Here is a 16397-nt window from a genome sequence, read left to right as displayed (position 1 = left end):
CAATGAAGCAGGATAATGATCTTCGTAACAACTTGAAGTCAATTAGAACCCGCCTAGGCATGAGCCAACAAGATTTGGCTAATCTAGCTGGAGTTACCCGTCAGACTATTAGTGGTGTAGAGTCGGGACAATACGCTCCCTCAGTGGCCATAACACTTCGCTTGGCGAAGGCGCTTGGCTGTCAAGTTGAGGATTTATTCTGGTTAGAGCGGGATTTACTTGAAATTGAAGCAGTCCTTGCCAAACCTGCCGCTACTGGTCAGCAGACGCGAGTCAGTTTGGCTCGCGTGGGAGGACAATGGATAGCTTATCCCTTAATTGGCAAGGATGCTTTTCGCCAAGACATGATTCCGGCTGATGGTGAGGCAGTTGCAGTTAGCCACCCAGTTATAGGGAGTGGCCTTAGCATAAGCGGTAGCGACGTAGGAGCGTCACCCGTAATCAGAGGCGTAAGCAAACTGCCATTAGCGAAGAACGAGCATCACCCGAAGGGAGAAGGTACTAGCCAAACAGATAAAGTTCGAGTCCGGCTCCTAAACGATAATCTGGATACACTTCACAACACCGTTGTGATTGCTGGCTGTGCGCCTGTGATTTCACTTTGGGCGAGGGCCACCGAACGTTGGCATCCCCAACTGCGAGTGCAATTTAATTTTGCCAACAGTATGTCTGCATTGGACAGTCTATGCCGAGGTGAAGCTCACATCGCTGGGATGCATCTTTATGACTCCCAAGCTGATGAGTATAATACTCCTTTTGTTCGAGATGTTCTGGCTGGAAGGGGAGCAGTTTTGATTACTCTCGGTGTTTGGGAGGAGGGGCTTTTAGTTCAGTCTGGCAACCCGATGGGAATTAGAACGGTTACTGACTTAGTTGCAGGGGGAGCCGCCATTGTCAACCGCGAAATCGGTGCTGGTACTCGTTTACTTTTGGAACAAAAACTCGAACAGCAACAGATACCGTTCCATGCTGTCCAGGGTTTTGACCATATTGTCACAAGTCACCAAGATGTTGCCCAAGCTGTAGCATTAGGGGTTGCTGATGTAGGTATCAGCACGGCATCTGTAGCGGCCGCCTTTGGGCTGGGATTTATCCCCTTACATCACTCAAGATACGACTTGGTGATTCTCAAGGAATATCTAGAAGAAGCGCCAGTACAGCAGTTGCTTAGTACTTTGGGACATCGGATGATTCACTCACAATTTGAAATTCTCGGCGGCTACGATATTAGCAGAATCGGGGAAGTTGTAGCGACCGTTTAGAGTGGATTGCAATGCGAGGTTGGTTGTGTGGTTTAGGAAAAAACTCTGCATAAATTTGAATTCCTGCTGCAATCACTCTCATACCATTTCACGAAAAATCTGATGCGGATGTAGCCTCAAAGTCTTGTAATTGTTGGGTTTCACTTCGTTCAACCCAACCTACGCATCTGTTTCATTCTTTTCTGGAATTGGTATTAGGTATGAGCAACCGAATGGGATTTGGTTACAACAACTAACGACGTTGCTAAATCGGGAGATATAGAGTTTTTCTGTCTATTGTGAAATAGAATCACTATTTCCTAAAGAATCATCTGACTAGGAGTCTGGTAACACTTGCAATATCCCTTAAGCAGTACTCCACAAGCATATCTGGCTCTATGCAGAGAGCAGCAAATGCAGTGTAAGTAAGAAAAACACGGCGACGCATTAGCTAAAACCGTACATTCGATGCATTGCTGTCATTAATCAGGACAAATGACAAGCAAAAACTTCACAACAAATCAACGGTGTGAATACCTGATAAACCAAAAGACCCACCGAACAAACAATTGTAGGAATAAATCATCATGTCGGACGAAAGAATTAGACAAATTGCTTTCTACGGTAAAGGCGGTATCGGTAAATCTACCACCTCCCAAAATACCCTAGCTGCTATGGCAGAAGTGGGTAAACGCATCTTGATTGTCGGATGCGACCCGAAAGCTGACTCCACCCGTTTGATTCTGCACTGTAAAGCTCAAACCACCGTATTGCACCTCGCTGCTGAACGGGGTGCTGTGGAAGATATCGAACTCGAAGAAGTAGTTATCACTGGTTTCCGGGATATAAGATGCGTGGAATCTGGTGGGCCTGAACCTGGCGTAGGTTGCGCCGGTCGCGGTATTATCACCGCTATCAACTTCTTGGAAGAAAATGGTGCATATCAAGATGTAGATTTCGTATCTTACGATGTGTTAGGTGACGTTGTGTGTGGTGGTTTCGCTATGCCTATCCGTGAAGGTAAAGCCCAAGAAATCTACATCGTTACCTCTGGTGAAATGATGGCGATGTTTGCTGCTAACAACATCTCTCGCGGTGTTCTCAAGTACGCCCATACTGGCGGTGTGCGCTTGGGTGGTCTAATTTGTAACAGTCGTAATACTGACCGGGAAGACGAACTGATTAGCACATTGGCAGCCAGATTAAGTACTCAGATGATTCACTTTGTTCCCCGCGACAACATTGTGCAACATGCCGAATTGCGGCGGATGACTGTCAATGAGTACGCACCCGATAGCAATCAAGCTAATCAATACCGGACATTAGCGGACAAGATTATCAACAATACAAATCTTGCCATTCCCACACCTATTGAGATGGACGAGCTAGAAGATTTGTTGATTGAATTTGGTATTCTCGAAAGCGAAGAAAATGCTGCAAAACTGATAGGTGCTGCCAATGCTCAAGCTGATACTGAGAAGAAGCTAGAAGACTCCCAAGGCGAAGCACTAGAAGCGCTGAAAAAAGGCAATGTAGAGATTGTTGCTGGTAGCGAGAAGAAGTAAAACCTTTACTCTTGCTTGTTAAGTAAGCATTCAGGTGGGTAAATAGTTCAAATGACCCTCATCGTTGAACAAATATGGAGGTAGTCTAATGACTAATTTACAGTTGCGATCGCAACTGCGGAACAAATAGTTTAATTTTTCTTTACTTGGTTGGTGTCTATTTTCTTCGGGAATGGGAAATTCCTCTTCCTATTCCCTTTTATCTAATGAGTTTAAAAACGAAAATCACCTGTTTTAGCAACTCAGTTATATATCTGCAAATACATAACACAGACAAGAAATATGACCCAACACAGTTCATTCACAATGTACACCTATCTTCAACAGCGCAATGAAAACTAGCCAAGAGGAAATCAATGACCAACCTAATAAGCAAAAATCAGAAAGTGAAAATAAGTCTGGTATGATACCCATTCAACCAGAGGGTCAAGAGGATTGCGCTTTTGATGGTGCAATGATTACCCTAGTTCCAATTACTGATGCTGCTCATTTAATCCACGGGCCTAGCGGCTGCATCAACAAATCTTGGGGAAGTCGCGGTAGTCTGTCTTCTAGTTCGGTAATACACAAAGTCCGCTTTACCACTGATATGGAAGAGAGCGATATTATCTTCGGTGGTGCGAAAAAAGTTCAAAGAGCCATTCTAGAATTAGTCAGACGCTATAAACCTACAGCAGTATTTGTTTACTCTACTTGTGTTTCATCTTTGATTGGTGATGATATCAATAGAGCATGTATTGCGGCTACTGAGCAAACAAGAACGCCGATTATTCCTGTAGATTCTCCTGGGTTTCTTGGTCATTACAATCTAGGTATTAGTAATGCTGGGGAAGCATTGCTAGAACATGTAATTGGCACAGATGAACCAGAATTTACCACACCTTACGATATTAACTTGATTGGTGAATATAACGTTGCTGGTGCTATCTGGAATGTACTGCCACTGTTGACAAAGTTGGGTATTCGAGTTCTGGCAAAAATTACTGGCGATGCTACTTATAAAGAAATCTGCTACGCTCACCGCGCCAAGCTAAATGTCATAATTTCTGCTAAACCACTAGTAAAAATGGCGAAAAAGATGGAGGAGCGCTTTAGTATTCCCTACATTGAAGAATCTTTTTGTGGGATAGAAGATATAAGCCGATGTCTGCGGAATATTGCAGCGAAATTAGGCGACTCCAACTTACAAGAACACACAGAAAAGTTGATTGCTGAAGAAACGGCGGCTTTAGCGCAGCAACTTGCTCCCTATGGAAATCGCCTCCAGGGTAAGCGTATTGTCATTTTGAGCGAAAGTCTCAAGAGTTGGGCGATGATTTCGGCAGCCAATAACCTCAAAATGGAAGTAATTACTGTTAGTGCTCAAAAGATGAAAAAGGAGGATAGAGCCAGAATTAAAAACTTATTGGGTGAGGATGCCATCATTCTGGAATACAAAAGTCCTAGAGACATTTTACAGCTAATTAATCAACATCAAGCTGAGATGTTAATTGCTAGCGATCGCTATCAATCCACTGCCTTGGATGCTCAGGTTCCTTTGTTAGATATTAACCAAGAACTTCATCATTCTTATGCGGGGTATGCAGGAATTTTAGCAGTGTCACAACAATTGTATGCAAGTCTTTACAGCCCTATCTGGAAACAAGTACGTAAATCTGCACCTTGGGAGTGATGTAAGAAGGCAGCTATGCTGATGGCAGAAAAAACATTATTTGTATAGTAAGCCATTGTTACCTTTTTCAACTAAATAGTTGTTTCCACCACACTGCACTAATCAATTCAAAATTCAAAACAAGTTTGAATTGCATCTTGGAGATTAAATATGGCCATTCTTAGTGTTACAAGTACATCAGTTGCAGTTAATCCCCTCAAGCAAAGCCAATCTGTAGGTGCAACCTTAGCTTTTTTAGGATTGAAGGGAATGTTGCCGTTATTACACGGTTCTCCTGGTTGTAGTGCTTTTACGAAAATTCCTCTTGTACAGCATTTGCGTGAGGTGATTCCTCTAACCAGTACAGCCATGACAGAAGTTGCAACTATCTTGGGTGGTGAAGAGAAAGTTGAACAGGCAATTCTGATATTGGTGCAGAGATACCAGCCAGAAATTATTGGTCTTTATACAACAGGATTGACAGAAACCAGAGGCGATGATATGAAAGGTTTTGTCAAACAGATTCGCCAAAATCACCCAGAACTCGATTATTTGCCAATTGTGCCAGTCTCTACACCGGATTTTAAGGGGACGTTACAAGATGGGTTTGCCGCAGCTGTGGAAAGCATAGTCAAAGAAATTTCGCCAATAAGTGAAAGCCTAGCCTGTTATCCCAAACAAATTACTATTTTGGCTGGTTCGGCTTTTACTTCAGGAGATGTACAGGAGATCAAAGATATTGTTAGCTCTTTTGGATTGCAGGCGATCATTGTCCCTGACCTGTCTGTAATACTCGAAGCTAACTTTCATGACTCTAATAGTTCTATTACAGCTAATGGTACTACTGTGGCACAATTGCGCTCAATTGGCAGTTCCGTCTTTACTCTAGCATTAGGCGAGAGTATGCGCTGTTGCGCGCAAATTTTAGAACAGAGCTTCAGTATACCTTATGAAGTGTTTGGTGAACTGACGGGATTAGAAGCTACAGATAAATTTTTGCAAGCATTAGCAGACATCAGTGGCATCAGCGTACCAGAAAAATATCGCCGCCAACGCCGTCAGCTACAAAATTTGATGCTGGAAACTCATTCTTACTTTGGTTGCAAGCGCGTTTCCTTAGCATTAGAACCAGACTTACTCTGGTCAACAATTTACTTCCTGCAATCGATGGGGGTTCAAATTCACTCAGCTGTAACGACAACACGCTCTCCTGTGTTGGAAAAACTTCCAATTACAAGTGTTACAATAGGTGATTTTGAAGATTTTGAGCAACTAGCGGTTGGGTCTGACCTGCTGATTGCCAACTCCCACGCAGTTGCGATCGCCAAACGCTTAAAAATTCCTCTCTATCGTCAAGGGATTCCCATTTTTGACCGCTTGGGTAATAGCCAGTTAACCAAAGTTAGCTACCAAGGTACAATGCAGCTTTTATTTGATATTGGCAACCTCTTTTTAGAGGCACAGATGATATCCTCTTATCACTAACCTGCACTAGGGGAAAGTAACTAATTGGTATAGAAAATGCGCTAATATTTCTACCTATAGATGTGGATATAAATGTAACTAATTGCTATTATCTACATATAAAGAAAAAGCCAAGAAAAAGGATCTAAGATGCAAGTTAGCGCTCGTAATGCTCTCAAAGGAACTGTGAAAAACGTTGTCGTTGGTTCCGTAAATACTGAAGTTACAGTAGAAATAGTACCAGGAGTAGAGGTAACTGCTATTATTACCAAATCATCAGCAGAAAATTTAAAACTTACTGAAGGCAAACAAGTTTACGCTATAGTCAAATCATCAGATGTCATGATTGCCGTAGATTAAAGTAATTGTTGACATTTTATTAAAGGAGGGGCAATCAAACTGCCCCTTGTTAATGTTGTGGGGATGGCTACGGCAACCCCTTCAGTGTACATATAAATAAACTATATTGGCGCTAGCGCATGGTGATAATGCCCCTCAGGTTATACAGAAGTAAACCAACACCAACAGCTGCTAATGTAGCAACTATTGAATCCGATTCGGGAACTGCTCTGATGCAATTTACTACAATACTTGGCGATGTTTACGCAATTTCCATGCTGTTAGACAAGATGTGCCAATTAGTAAGAAACCTGAAATTGATGGTTCTGGAACTTTAGTAATTACTAATAAAAGATTATCTGCATAAGCATCGTTAACCCGTCCTCTTGTGTAATTGGCATTCAACAGTACATTAATTTGACGTGTACCTATAGGTACAAAGCCATCAGCTGACTGTAAAAACAAGCCTGTGGTGTTGTTTCTTTGCGCGGCAGTCGGCGAAGCAATACTAGCTATACCTAAAGACTGAGTAGCTTGATTGAGGAAAATAATGTTTAGTGCTGCGCTATCTTCATCGGTGCTATATCCGCCTAACCAGCCGCTCAAGTTAAATGTACCTTGACCTGCATCAATAGTTGAAGCTAGATCAGATACATCGACTAGTTGTGAAGCACTAGAAGAAGCTCTATCAGCGCCGCCAAAGAATAAATTAGCGCCGCGTACATCAGAGGGGTTGCCGTAGGCATCGCTTGGCCCGGGAACATCAGTGCCAGGAAGAGTAACATTTACTACATTGCCTAACGGGTTGGTAAAGCTAAAACCTGTTGCCCCGTACTTTAATACACTGAAACTACCGATTGAAGTCCAGCCAGGGATAGTAGGTATATCAGCCCCAACAGCATTACCGATTGGATCTCCTTGTCCTTGTTCTGCATCGCCATTAACTATCAAGTTAGTACCAAACGTGGCAGCATAGATAGGACTAGAAAGCAATAGGCTAGATGCAAGTCCTGCTATCAAAGTTGTACTAATCTTGACTATTGCTTGAGAAAAGAAAGGAAATATATTTAACTTATTCATCGCTTGTTTCCTCGTTGGGTTAACTAACAGCTTGTTTCAAAATCAAACAAGATTCTCGGTTTTGTGAAATACTTCGACAACGTAATCTCCTAAAGGATTGCTTACAGGTCGGGTAATGCCTAATTTAATATTGGGATCGAGAAACTTATCAGGCAGATTCTCTGTTGTGAGTGAAACCTTTGCTATGGCAATCGCATAGATAGGATTACTGACGAATTTCTGACTTCTCCACTTAAGTTGCTTTGGTTTAGTGCGATCGCATATCTATCTTTGAGTGAACCAAAAGAGGCAAATTCTGTTCTAACAGGAATCCCGTATTCCTGGGTAAAAGCATTAGCAACTTCTGAAAGCACACCGCTCAAACGACCATCTACGCCACGCCGCTTGTTATTAAACATCCCCTACTTTGACTGATTGCTTTTTGAAATATGCCTGTCTTTTCTTCAGGGCAAAAGCTATACCAACTGCAAGAATTGCTCCACTTATACTAATAGGTTCAGGAACCGCAGTAGAGGGGGGTGTAAATTTATACTTATCAACCAAAATGTCTTGCGCCTTTGGTGAAAGGATGTAGTCAACTAGTTTTTGACTATCAGGGTCAGCCTTTTTCACTATAGTCAGTCCATAATCAGCCTTTGTTGCTAAATAGTCGGGTAAATCTACTATTTGCAAATCATTACCTTGTTCCAGTTCTTGAGCAGATTTGCCACTGGTGTAATAGGCTAAAAAAATATCTACCTTGGAATTTTTCTTAAGGAAGTAGACTAGATTATTTTCCCCAGTTGGAACTGATGGTGCAGAGGGATTTCCCCCAACTAATTGTAAAGCTTTATTCTTGAGAATCTGAGCACTACCTGGTTTAACCGTATCTGCCTTATCAAATATCTGCCATGCATAGTCTCCAGATGGATCAGCTCCAGGTGTTGAAATACCAACTTTGATGTTGGTATCTAAAAGCAAGTCTAATAAATTATTTGATGTTACATCAGTTAATCCTGGCCTGATAATAGCTGTTATGCGGTTACTGATGAAATTTTTAACAGGCCCACTCAAACCCTTTTCAAAGAGTTTTTGGGGATTACCTAAATCAGCACTGGCAAAAACATCAGCTGATTTACCTTTAGTCAGTATCTCTTGCTCTATCTTTTGTTGTGTTAAACCTGATGGCCCAAAGTATGTATCTACGTTGATACTATACTCGTTTGTAAAAGCTTGTGCCACTTCTGTAAGGCTATTCCGCAAACTACCTGCACCATATAAGGTGACAGCAAAAGACTGGGTTGGTAATATAACATCGACAGCACAAGCTATCAATGAAAAGGCAAAAAGTTGCTTTTTCATACTGGTATAAAGTTCTGTTTTATTTGTATTAGTAATAAACTAATTCTTGGTCAATCAAGCTCAAATTATTAGTCTTATTGAGCACTATAATTTTATTTGTTTCATTTATGCTTGCATTAATAATTTGCACATATACGTAATTTTACTCTCGTCGTTATCATACCAACTAAGTTGGAAAAAATCAATTTAATTGGGTAGGCAAATACTGAGTTGTTAAGCTCATCCCACTCCTAAAAGGGGATGGGATAACACGAAAGACTGTTGACAGTTGACTGTTAACCGTCAACTGTACGTCTAATAAATCGGGCTATACCTGAATAATCTCGCCAATGATGCGGCGATCGCTTGCTGCAATTTTATGTTTCACCATCGCTATAATTAGTCACTGCATCGTAAAAATAGATCGAGTTGATTTTAGTCAGGACTTACGCACTCAGATCCCCCAACCCACTTAAAAAGGGGGCTTTAGAAGTTTCCCCCCTTTTAAGGGGAGCCAGCGCGGTCTTCTCTACGAGAGGCTGCGCCAAGGGGGTTTCCCCCATGAGCGACTGGCGTGGGCTAGTAGTCTGCCAAGATAACTTTGCTAGGTTAAACGCTAGGATATAAACGTTGCATTTTGTTACGTGCATCCTTGGTTTTAAAAGCCCAATAAACACTAGCTTTTTTTTGATTACGTTCTGTCTCCCAAGCAGTAATTTCAGAAGATAATATCTCTACATTAGGAATACGCTGTTCTAAACATTGGCGAGATAAAACGGATAATTCAATTTCTACTTGATTCAGCCAAGATGCGTGTTTGGGAGTATAATGAAACTCTACTTTTTGAATAATTCGGCGTGCTTTTTGAGGAGAAAAAACTTCATATAATGCACTTGGAGTATGAATATTTAGGTTATCAACGACTAAACGAATTACATCAGCTTGGGGGTAATAAACATCTACCAAGTCTTTTAATTGTTTTGCAAAGTCTATTTTTGTACGACGCTGTGTGACTTCAATATGTCTCCAACTGGCTAAAGGTTCAAAAAGGGCGAATAAATTTCCGACTCCATTGCGTTTGTATTCATAATCATAACGTTCAGCCTGCCCTGGTTCTGCGGGTATTGGTTTTCTAACTTCTTCTACTAATTGATATGGGCGTTCATCTAGGCAGAGCGTAGGTTTTTTCGGATCATATGGCTCATTGTACAAATCCAACACATCTTCCATCCTAAACACATACTCTGCGTTAATTTCTGGAATACACCACTGTTCTTTTAACCACGGTTTAATTTCATTTTTTTTAGAGTCTGGCGTATTGTTTCGTCGGAGATTGAATCTACTATCCCAATGTTTACTAAGTGCTCTGCTAATAATTGCATTGTCCAGCGCACTCTTCCACTTGGTGGATTTGAACAAGCAGTTGCTATCAAAAATGCTTCTTGTTTTTCATCTAATTTTTTAGGTTTTGTTGGATGTTCCCCATCCTTTAAAGCAAACTCTAATCCTCCAATCACAAACTTTTCTCTTGTCCTTTCCACCGTGGCAACATGAACTCGAACTGCGGCAGCGATCGCTGTGTCCGTTTCTCCCTCAGCCGCCATCAAAAGAATGTTTGCACGGGTTATAGTTCTTGCTTTGTGCTTTCCTTTTTTTAGGATTGCTTGCAGTTGTAAAACTTCCTCTTCACTTAAATCTACAATATACTTTTTTGCCATGCTTAACCCCTTTTTTGACTAGTTTATCAATTAAATGGGCTTACCCAGCAAAATTACCTTGGTGGACTACTAGGGGGGATCTAGGTTTCAGGATTCAGTGCGTAAGTTCTATTAGTAAGCAAAAAGGTATACTGGCTTTTCAAAATGCTCGATCGCCTTCTCATTTCAGTAGATCGCGCAAGCAAAAAGGCATATTGTCTTCTCAAAATGCTCAATCGCTTTCTCATTTCAGTAGATCGCGTACTCATTTTGGTGTTTTCCGCAAGCAAAAAGGCATATTGGCTTCTCAAAATGCTTAATCGCTTTCTCATTTCAGTAGATCGCGTACTCATTTTGGTGTTTTCCGCAAGCAAACAGGCAAATTGTTTCCAAATTTACCTGTTTGCTAACTCATTACAGTAATTCCTGCACTCATGACAACTATCGCGCTTGTAGCAAAAGGCATTGCAGATTTGCCAAAATTCTCTCAAGCCAATTAATACGTAAGTTTTTTAAGGTAAAGAATATTAACCGTAGTAAATTCCGAGGTCTACATCATGGCTCGTCAAAAAAGAACCTCTAAGATGTTAGAAAAAGCAGTGCGCCGTGCTGCTGGCATAAATTCAATCGATCCAAATTTAGATTTAGGCAATGGACTCACCCTAACTGCCTTTTTAATTCTCATTGAGACGATGCGAACCAGAGAGAATACATATAACAGCGCCCTTTCCAGCTTAGATAAGTTCTACTGTGAAATGCTAGAAACCGAGCGCGAGTTGGCAGATATGGCAGAACACATGCTGTTGGGAGTTGCAACTCGATATGGCAAAAGTAGTATAGAGTACGGCATGGCGGGAGGAGTTCCTAAGAACCAACGCCGCAAGGGACTGCGAGGCGAGTCGCCGACTTCCAGTTCACAGCAAGTGTCATTTGTTGCCAGTGTGAACAGCAACGGGAATGGAAAAAAACCAACAGCAACAAGCTAATAAGCTATTACGCCTTTAAATTGCACAGTCACTCATGAGGTTCGTTAACAGTCAACAGTTAACAGTCAACAGTCAACAGTCAACACGAAAACGCTACGACTCCAGGACTTTTCATCAGTAGTCTTTTTAAATGCAAAACTGCTCTCAAGTTTTGACAAGAGAGCAGTTTTGGCTTTCGCTGATCGCGCCAATCTCTTCCTTTGCAAAAAAGTTATCGCATACGATGATCGCAGCCTAGCAATTACAAAAAAACTGAAAAAGGCGATCGCCTAGCTTCAAAATCGGCAAGCTTACGCTGATGAGCACTCGTCTTTTGTAACTTCTGTTGGTTTATCTCTTTGTTTCCTGACAATGCTACGAAAAACCCTCGCTGGATAGATACACAAACTTATTTGAGCGTTGAGGCATCTGCCTATAGTTTTATCTTTCCAAGTAGGTAGTCAAGAAATAAGCCTATAGAGATATTGACTATACATTTGTTTGTTAAAAGTATCCTCCCTTTGTAACAAACTGGTTATAATTATCTTCCATCTCTCTCAGGAATAACATTCTAATCCGCATAGTGTTCATATGGGACATGCTCGTTCTAAATCTGACCTGCCCACAAAAATCTGTCCGGTATGTCAACGTCCTTTCACATGGCGCAAGAAATGGGAAGATTGCTGGGACGAAGTGAAATACTGTTCAGAACGTTGTCGCCGTCGTCGTTCTGAAATTACAGTGACTAGGGACTAGGGATTAGGGACTGGGGATTAGGACTAATCTTGGGAACTAAATTCTTCCCAAGACCCAATTCCCAATCACGCCGCTTGCTTCTCTTACAAAGCTTAGAGCGGCAAGAATCGCCGCTCTAAGCTTTGCGCTTCCGACGCAGGGCGACAGGAACGCAGTGGCTCCCCAATACCCAATCCCTAGTGAAATGAACCGCAAGTGAGACGCAAATAGCGCAAGAGATAGATGAAGCTACAGGTGCAACCTAAATTAATTATTCATGGAGGGGCTGGTAGTTCGCTCCACGGGAAAGGGGGAATAGAGGTAGTGCGCCGATCGCTCCATAAGGTAGTAGAAGAAGTTTATTCTCTTCTATTGTCTGGAGCAACTGCCTCCGAGGCAGTGGTGCAAGGATGCTACATACTCGAAGATGACCCCCGTTTTAATTCTGGCACTGGTTCAGTACTGCAATCTGATGGTCAAATCCGCATGAGTGCTTCTCTGATGGATGGTGCTTTAGGGCGCTTCAGTGGCGTGATTAATATCTCACGTGTGAAAAATCCCATTGAGTTGGCGCAATTTTTACAAAACTCCCCAGACCGAGTGCTGTCGGATTACGGATCAGCTGAGTTGGCGCGAGAAATGCAAATTCCGATTTATAATGCTCTAACTGATTTGCGGTTGCAAGAATGGATACAGGAACGCCAGGATAACTTTAAAAGTACGATGGCTGGTGTAGTAGCAGAACCCGAACTGGTAGAAACCAGTAACGCTCGACGCGGCACCATCGGAGTAGTAGCTTTAGATGGCTATGGTAAACTAGCCTCTGGCACTTCCACAGGCGGTAAAGGCTTTGAGCGAATTGGGCGGGTAAGTGATTCAGCTATGCCAGCAGGTAACTATGCAACTGGTCATGCTGCGGTCAGCTGTACTGGTATTGGAGAAGACATTATTGATGAGTGCTTAGCAGCAAGGATTGTAGTGCGCGTCACTGATGGGATGTCCCTCAAGGATGCCATGCAGCGCTCATTCATGGAAGCCCACCAGAACAAGCGGGATTTGGGAGCGATCGCTCTAGATGCTAGTGGGGCGATCGCTTGGGGTAAAACCAGCCAAGTCTTACTGGCTGCGTTCCACGATGGCGTAAGAGTAAGTGATACTTTGGAACTTCCTGAAAGTACAGAAGTTGGCTGTTTGTCTTAGCTATCAGCCTGAAGCTGTCAGCTAGATTTCGGTTGTTGGCTTTGGGCTGAACGTTTCTTTGATACCCAACCCGGTTTGATCACTTGATGCTCACGGGCAATCACCAATGAATCATCAGAGACATCTTCTGTAACAGTCGAACCTGCTGCTACATAAACATCGTTTCCGAGAGTTAATGGTGCAACTAAGGTAGTATTAGAGCCTGTACCAGTGCGATCGCCTATGATGGTACGATTTTTATTAACGCCATCATAGTTGGCAGTAATTGTCCCCGCACCGATATTGACTTTATTGCCCGTAATGGTATCGCCCAAATACGATAAATGCGCCACATTTGTGCGATCGCCTAACTGAGTATTTTTCAATTCCACAAAATTACCCACACGGCAACCAGTACCTACTTGTGCATGACCGCGCAAATGGCTATAGGGGCCAATCCGGCTGCCTGCCTGTACAATACTATCCGTCACCACAGAATACTTGACAGTGACATTTTCACTAATTTGGCTATTTTCAATTAAAGTCCCAGGCCCGATGCGACTTCCTGTTTGAATTGTGGTTTTTCCCCGCAGGTGTGTTTGCGGTTCAATAATTACATCCGGCTGTAATTCCACCGTTTCATCAATAGTGATGCTTGTAGGATCGATCAGGGTGACACCCGCCAGCATCCATTTTTCCTTAACTCGTCTTTGCAAAATATCGTATGCTGTTGCTAGTTGCAGGCGATCGTTAATACCAAGAATTTCTTGGTAATCTTTCACATCGACTGCCATGACTTTGCCAACCTGAGTCACAGCATCGGTAAGATAATATTCTTTTTGGGCATTGTTTGCCTGGAGATGCGGTAGTATCTCTGCCAAATTCTGCCACCGGAAGCAATAAACTCCAGCGTTAATCCGGCTATTTTGTCTTTGGGCAGGCGTACAATCTTTGTGTTCAACAATTTGCTGAACAACACTTTCATCGTTACAAAAAACGCGTCCGTAGCCTGTAGGATCACTTAGGTGCGAGGTGAGGATGGTGGCAGCGTTCTGATTTTCTTGATGAGTTTGTAACAGTTGGTGGAGGGTTTCGGTACGTACTAAAGGCAAATCGCCATTTAGTACCAGTAAATCCCCAGTGTAACCCTCTAAATAAGGAAGTAATTGCTGGATTGCATGACCAGTACCTAGTTGCACAGTCTGCTCAACAAACTCCAAGGTGGGGATTGAATGCATGGCGGCTTTGACTTCCTCGGCTTGATACCCCACAATCACTATCCGCCGTGAAGGCGAAAGTGGTTCTACACTTTCGATAACTCTCTCTACTAGCGATCGCCCACCCAAAGAATGTAAAACTTTGGGTAAGTTTGATTTCATCCGTGTGCCGCGTCCTGCCGCTAGAATTGCTACAACTACCATAATTAGCTATCAGCTATCAATAAAACTGTGATAAATACTGTTGGTGCTTTGAGATTTAGGCTCAAATCATACCAGCTAATTGTCGAAGACAGAAATATCAAAGACTCCTGATTACTGACTACTCTCTATCCTCAAAAGAGTTAATAAACTCTGTAAACTGCTGCATTAGTTTGGGATTACGCCAACCAGAATCAGTTTCTTCTTGCATCACTAAAAGCGCTTCTTCTGAAGTAAAAGCTCTCTTGTAAGGTCGTTCGCTGGTTAAGGCATCGTAAATATCAATTAACTGAAACACTTGCGCCAAAAAAGGAATGTTATCTTCCTTAAGTCTATCGGGGTAGCCTGAGCCATCCCAGCGCTCATGGTGATGGCGAATGATTGGAATTACACCCCGCATACTGCGTAGTGGTTGGCAGATTTTTTCCCCAATCAAAACATGCTGTCTCATAATTTTCCAATCTTCGGGGGTGAGTTTGCCTTTTTTCAGCAACACCGCGTCGGGAATACCCACTTTACCGATATCGTGGAGATAACCACCCCACATCAAATCCCGAATTTGGTAGCGTGAAAGATTGAGGTATTCCCCAAATGCTTGTCCCAGTTTGACCAGTCGTTCGCAGTGGTCGCCCGTATTAGGATCGCGACTTTCAATCGACATGGCAATAGAAAACAGTACTTGTTCGGCATGATCTAAGTCTTCATTCAAACGCTTCTGCCGCACTAAGGATTTAACACGCGCTGCTAATTCCACACGGTCAAAGGGCTTGGTCAGAAAATCATCCGCTCCGACTTCAATTCCCCGGATGCGCGATCGCCTATCATTCAAGGCTGTAACAAAAATTACTGGTATTAGCCTAGTCTGCTCATCCTGCTTGAGCAACTGGCACACTTCAAATCCATCCATCCCCGGCATCATCACATCCAGCAAAATTAGATCCGGTTGTTTTTGCGTCACTAATTCTACAACAATGAAACCACTGTCTGCCTCAATTACTTCGTACCCTTCCATAGCTAAAAGGGCAACAGCAGTCATGCGACTAGCAGCATGGTCATCAACCACTAAAACCTTGGGTGGCTCTGAGTCAAAGCCATTCAATTTAGAACCTTTGGTTTGTAGGATTCTAGATACCAATGAATCATCACCACCATTAACATCAGCCTTTATCCAAGAAGACACTGCTTGGGTATCTTCAAGCATAAGGTCTTCTTTAGATAAGCCCAAGGAATAACCCTCTACATTTTGCAATTCTACGGCGTGACTTGAACCGATACTCTTTACTTTACTTAGAGGGTTCGACCCACTAATAATTTGTTCGGTAGAGCCTGTATGGTTGGATTTCCATTGAATCATAAAGGCACTGCAATTTTATTGAAAAAGTTAACAGCGTCAAATTTCAAAAAAAAGTTTAGCTTTTGACTATATTTAAGCCAGTATTTTTATAAGGGTCACATATCATAACTTTTACTCTTTAATATACATAATTATGCGTTATGGTTCTCAAAAGCTGAACTAGAGATGTTTCCGTTAGTTACGGTTAAAAATCCTCCAGTTCAGAGTAAAACTTGACCGGAGGCGGAGTATCGCCGACTCTGCTCTTGCCAACCTTCTCTTGTAACCGACGCTGCTTTGTCGCTTGCTTCCCCAAAGGGGTACACAATAGAATGTGCAATTTATAAGTCTGAGAGCTGATCAAACTGCTCAACCGAGGCATTCACAGCATGTTTTTTATGTTACAAGAA

At 42.4% G+C, this 16397-nt stretch carries 14 protein-coding genes; 8 read left to right on the top strand and 6 right to left on the bottom strand.

The window, feature by feature from the left end:
- The first annotated feature begins 2 nt into the window (after positions 1-2).
- From FNW02_RS03780 to FNW02_RS03760, 5 genes are all read left to right on the top strand, one after another.
- Positions 3-1262 carry a substrate-binding domain-containing protein gene (locus FNW02_RS03780; protein WP_191756246.1) on the top strand — a complete coding sequence of 420 codons (1260 nt, stop codon included), beginning with the start codon at positions 3-5 and terminating at the stop codon, positions 1260-1262.
- Between the two features lie 566 nt (positions 1263-1828).
- A complete protein-coding gene (gene nifH, locus FNW02_RS03775) occupies positions 1829-2806 on the top strand; it encodes a nitrogenase iron protein (protein ID WP_191756245.1) in 978 nt (325 codons plus the stop codon).
- 331 nt (positions 2807-3137) lie between these two features.
- Complete coding sequence (nifE, locus tag FNW02_RS03770; RefSeq protein ID WP_191756244.1) at positions 3138-4478, top strand: nitrogenase iron-molybdenum cofactor biosynthesis protein NifE; 1341 nt, start codon at positions 3138-3140, stop codon at positions 4476-4478.
- Positions 4479-4628: 150 nt separating this feature from the next.
- Positions 4629-5942, top strand: a complete 1314-nt coding sequence (gene nifN, locus FNW02_RS03765; protein ID WP_191756243.1) for a nitrogenase iron-molybdenum cofactor biosynthesis protein NifN — start codon at positions 4629-4631, stop codon at positions 5940-5942.
- A 129-nt stretch (positions 5943-6071) separates the two neighbouring features.
- Positions 6072-6281, top strand: coding sequence for a TOBE domain-containing protein (locus FNW02_RS03760; RefSeq protein ID WP_191756242.1), 210 nt, complete (start codon positions 6072-6074; stop codon positions 6279-6281).
- A 222-nt stretch (positions 6282-6503) separates the two neighbouring features.
- On the opposite strand, the gene FNW02_RS03755 is transcribed toward FNW02_RS03760, so the two are convergent.
- The 4 genes from FNW02_RS03755 to FNW02_RS03740 form a co-directional block, all read right to left on the bottom strand.
- Positions 6504-7340: a PEP-CTERM sorting domain-containing protein gene (locus FNW02_RS03755; RefSeq protein WP_191756241.1), complete on the bottom strand. Its 837-nt coding sequence runs from the start codon at positions 7338-7340 to the stop codon at positions 6504-6506.
- Positions 7341-7522: 182 nt separating this feature from the next.
- Complete coding sequence (locus FNW02_RS03750) at positions 7523-7738, bottom strand: hypothetical protein (RefSeq protein WP_191756240.1); 216 nt, start codon at positions 7736-7738, stop codon at positions 7523-7525.
- Positions 7731-8681, bottom strand: coding sequence for a molybdate ABC transporter substrate-binding protein (locus FNW02_RS03745; protein ID WP_191756239.1), 951 nt, complete (start codon positions 8679-8681; stop codon positions 7731-7733). The genes FNW02_RS03750 and FNW02_RS03745 overlap by 8 nt, the downstream gene beginning before the upstream one ends.
- 588 nt (positions 8682-9269) lie before the next feature.
- Positions 9270-10378, bottom strand: a protein-coding gene (locus FNW02_RS03740) for an IS630 family transposase (RefSeq protein ID WP_191756238.1) whose coding sequence is annotated in 2 segments (ribosomal slippage) — positions 9270-9967 and positions 9967-10378 — 1110 coding nt in all. Because the reading frame shifts where the segments join, the coding sequence is not laid out codon by codon here.
- A 536-nt stretch (positions 10379-10914) separates the two neighbouring features.
- Here FNW02_RS03740 and FNW02_RS03735 point away from each other — a divergent pair.
- The 3 genes from FNW02_RS03735 (at position 10915) to FNW02_RS03725 (ending at position 13257) form a co-directional block, all read left to right on the top strand.
- Complete coding sequence (locus tag FNW02_RS03735) at positions 10915-11343, top strand: tudor domain-containing protein (RefSeq protein WP_191756237.1); 429 nt, start codon at positions 10915-10917, stop codon at positions 11341-11343.
- Between the two features lie 570 nt (positions 11344-11913).
- Positions 11914-12078 carry a DUF2256 domain-containing protein gene (locus FNW02_RS03730; protein ID WP_191756236.1) on the top strand — a complete coding sequence of 55 codons (165 nt, stop codon included), beginning with the start codon at positions 11914-11916 and terminating at the stop codon, positions 12076-12078.
- A gap of 222 nt (positions 12079-12300) precedes the next feature.
- On the top strand, positions 12301-13257 hold the full coding sequence (locus FNW02_RS03725) for an isoaspartyl peptidase/L-asparaginase (RefSeq protein WP_191756235.1): 957 nt from the start codon (positions 12301-12303) through the stop codon (positions 13255-13257).
- 17 nt (positions 13258-13274) lie between these two features.
- On the opposite strand, the gene glmU is transcribed toward FNW02_RS03725, so the two are convergent.
- Both glmU and FNW02_RS03715 read right to left on the bottom strand, forming a co-directional pair.
- The gene (gene glmU, locus FNW02_RS03720; protein ID WP_191756234.1) at positions 13275-14657 is read right to left on the bottom strand and encodes a bifunctional UDP-N-acetylglucosamine diphosphorylase/glucosamine-1-phosphate N-acetyltransferase GlmU; all 1383 of its coding nucleotides are present in this window, start codon (positions 14655-14657) and stop codon (positions 13275-13277) included.
- 118 nt (positions 14658-14775) lie between these two features.
- Positions 14776-16008 (bottom strand): response regulator, encoded by a 1233-nt coding sequence (locus FNW02_RS03715; protein WP_191756233.1) that lies wholly within the window; start codon positions 16006-16008, stop codon positions 14776-14778.
- Positions 16009-16397 lie beyond the last annotated feature (389 nt).

The sequence above is a fragment of the Komarekiella delphini-convector SJRDD-AB1 genome (assembly GCF_014831675.1).
In the GTDB taxonomy this organism is placed as follows: Bacteria; Cyanobacteriota; Cyanobacteriia; order Cyanobacteriales; family Nostocaceae; genus Komarekiella.
Note: the sequence above shows the minus strand (reverse complement) of the source record. Positions and strands in the feature narration are given on the sequence as shown.